Origin of the sequence: Endozoicomonas sp. SESOKO1 (assembly GCF_024606265.1) — a bacterium.
GTDB lineage: Bacteria > Pseudomonadota > Gammaproteobacteria > Pseudomonadales > Endozoicomonadaceae > Endozoicomonas.
On record NZ_JAHHPP010000170.1, the window covers coordinates 1 to 2,519 of the forward strand.

At 48.7% G+C, this 2,519-nt stretch carries 4 protein-coding genes; 2 read left to right on the forward strand and 2 right to left on the reverse strand.

The annotated features are described in order from the left end of the window. The first annotated feature begins 64 nt into the window (after positions 1-64). Complete coding sequence (locus KDK13_RS08515; protein WP_257284552.1) at positions 65-301, forward strand: hypothetical protein; 237 nt, start codon at positions 65-67, stop codon at positions 299-301. Positions 302-557: 256 nt separating this feature from the next. Here the strand turns inward: KDK13_RS08515 and KDK13_RS08520 are convergent, their stop codons facing one another. Next, a complete protein-coding gene (locus tag KDK13_RS08520; RefSeq protein WP_257284553.1) occupies positions 558-1,043 on the reverse strand; it encodes a peptidylprolyl isomerase in 486 nt (161 codons plus the stop codon). A gap of 139 nt (positions 1,044-1,182) precedes the next feature. On the opposite strand from KDK13_RS08520, the gene KDK13_RS08525 reads away from it, so the two are divergent. Next, on the forward strand, positions 1,183-1,785 hold the full coding sequence (locus KDK13_RS08525) for a DNA-3-methyladenine glycosylase I (RefSeq protein ID WP_257284554.1): 603 nt from the start codon (positions 1,183-1,185) through the stop codon (positions 1,783-1,785). A 91-nt stretch (positions 1,786-1,876) separates the two neighbouring features. Here the strand turns inward: KDK13_RS08525 and KDK13_RS08530 are convergent, their stop codons facing one another. Further along, positions 1,877-2,392, reverse strand: coding sequence for an efflux RND transporter permease subunit (locus KDK13_RS08530; protein WP_257284555.1), 516 nt, complete (start codon positions 2,390-2,392; stop codon positions 1,877-1,879). Positions 2,393-2,519: the final 127 nt, after the last annotated feature.

Consider the following 2,519-nt stretch of genomic DNA (forward strand, 5'->3'; position numbering starts at 1 on the left):
TTATAACAGCCATAACTTCTAAAGCACTAGGGCTTAGGACTAGTCAATTGGTAAGGAGAGATGTATGCGCCTGAACCTTCTGTTAGCACCTTTACAACACGTAATCGATACCATGGAAAAAGGTCAAACCTTCAAGATTCCAGTGCTGATGGAGGAACTTGGCCTTTGGAAACATCAGGATGATCTGCAAAAAATGCGAATAGCTTTGGCTTTCCGGTCCATGGTGGAAAGCGGCGTGCTGAGCAACATTCAGCTTCTCACTCACCATAAAACCCGGCAGGCAGTTTACATAACAATTTGATGGCCATAAAAAAGCCGGAAGAATCCGACTTTTTCAGGATTTCAGTCACGGGTAAGCTTTCTGACCAGCGTTTCATGCTGAGGGTATTGACTCAGGAGATAGTCCCTGGAAAAGAGCTCAAAATCTTCATAGGTAAATACTGGTCCAGTACGAACGTTTTTCATCTTAAGCGGCATCGGACTGAAAACTGGGCGTATAAAACCCGCCCTCTACATGTTTCTCCAGACCCAGCAGGCTGATAATGTCATCAGCAGACTCAGTGAACATGCCCTTCAGGTCCATGCACATGACCGTGGTCCAGCTCTTCCTTGGTAGCTTCACGAACCTCAACCACTTCAATGCTGAAGTGCAGATTCTCACCCGCCAGCGAATGGTTAGCGTCGATCACCACCTGATCGTCTTCGTCATCAATAGCCACCACGGTCACAATACGTGGGCCAATGGCGGTATCGGCATGGAACTGGTTACCCACCTCGACAGGATGGTCACCAAACTGCTCTTTCGGCACCGGCTGAACCAGGCTTTCGTCATATTCTCCGTAGCCTTCAGCAGCCTCAACCACCACTTCAAACTTGTCGCCAGCCTGCTTGCCTTCCAGGGCATTTTCCAGCCCTTCGACAATATTGTGCTCACCGTGAAGATAAGCCATGGGAGACTCGCCTTCTGAACTGTCGAGAACTTCTCCCTCATCATTTTTCAGAGTGTAATGAAACAGGGCCACTCTCTCTTTGGCTATCTTCATCTGTTTATGCCTTTAACAAAGTAAACAACTATCTTAACTGCCATTGTTACTGGTAGCCAGAAAACTGCAAATAAATGCGTTTTCTGATGTAATTGGCAGGCCCTAATGGCAAGTGCCAGACAAAAAGGAGTTTTTCCTCTTGAGCGATTCTCGATGCAGCTGGTGTCACGGCGATAAACTCTATACCCGATACCATGACGAAGAGTGGGGCGTTCCCTGTCATAGCGACCAGAAACTCTTTGAGTTTCTGATTCTTGAAGGAGCCCAGGCGGGCCTGAGCTGGATCACCATCCTGAAGCGCCGGGAAGGTTACCGGAAAGCATTTCATCAATTTAACGTTCAACAGGTTGCCAGGATGACAGAGCAGGATGTTGACAAGCTGATGCAGGACGAAGGCATTATTCGTAACCGGCTGAAAATCCGGAGCGCCATTAAAAATGCCCGGGCGTTTATCAAGGTGCAGGAGGAGTTTGGCAGCTTCAACCAGTATCTGTGGTCGTTTGTCAATCATCAGCCCATCAACAACCAGCGACAATTGATGAGTGAAGTACCGGCCACCACCGAAATTTCAGACCGGATGAGCAAAGATCTGAAAAAACGGGGCTTCAGTTTTGTTGGCAGCACCATCTGTTATGCCTATATGCAGGCAATGGGGCTGGTGAACGACCACCTGGTCAGTTGCCCGTCGTATATCAAATCCAACTCTATTGTCGGACACAACATAAGCAGGCAAAGAAGGTAAAATATAGAATGGCAATAAAAGTCATGAAGTTCCTTTATTGCCATTCCATGGATGTTTAACTTGCACTCACACCTTGCATGTCAATTCCTGGTCAGTGTCTGTCTTTTGGGAGTTCTGAGCCGGCCAGCTGCCGCTGTTTCACTAACAGGTACAGTGACGGTATCACCATCAGAGTAACTACCATGGAGATCACACAACCCCAGCCAACCACCAGCGCCATGGGTGACATATAGTTGTCGTACCCTCCCAGACCATAGGCCAGTGGTATCAGTCCGGCAACGGTGGTCATGGTGGTCAGCAAAATAGGCCGCACCCGATCCTGGGTACCACTGATCACAAAATCAACCAGGTTCTCCCGGGTACACTGCGATTCGTTCTCCATAAATCGCCAGACCAGCACCAGCGAGTTATTCACCATAATGCCGATCAGTACAATCATGCCGATAATGGCGAAGAAACTCAGTACCTGTCCATGGATAAACAAAATAAACAACGCACCACTAATACCGAAGGGGATAACGCTCAGCACGATCAGTGATTCCCTGATCCGGTCGAATAACAGTACCAGCAACAGGGCAATCCCCAGCAGAGCAAAAGTGATGGCAATGGGTGACTGCTCCCCGCCCTATCGGGCGAGGCTTCTGATTTCTCAGGCAGCAACCGACAGTACGCCGGATTTACGCTTGCCTCCATCAGCAGAAACGGACAGTCCTTCCGCCTTGAATTTCAAAATG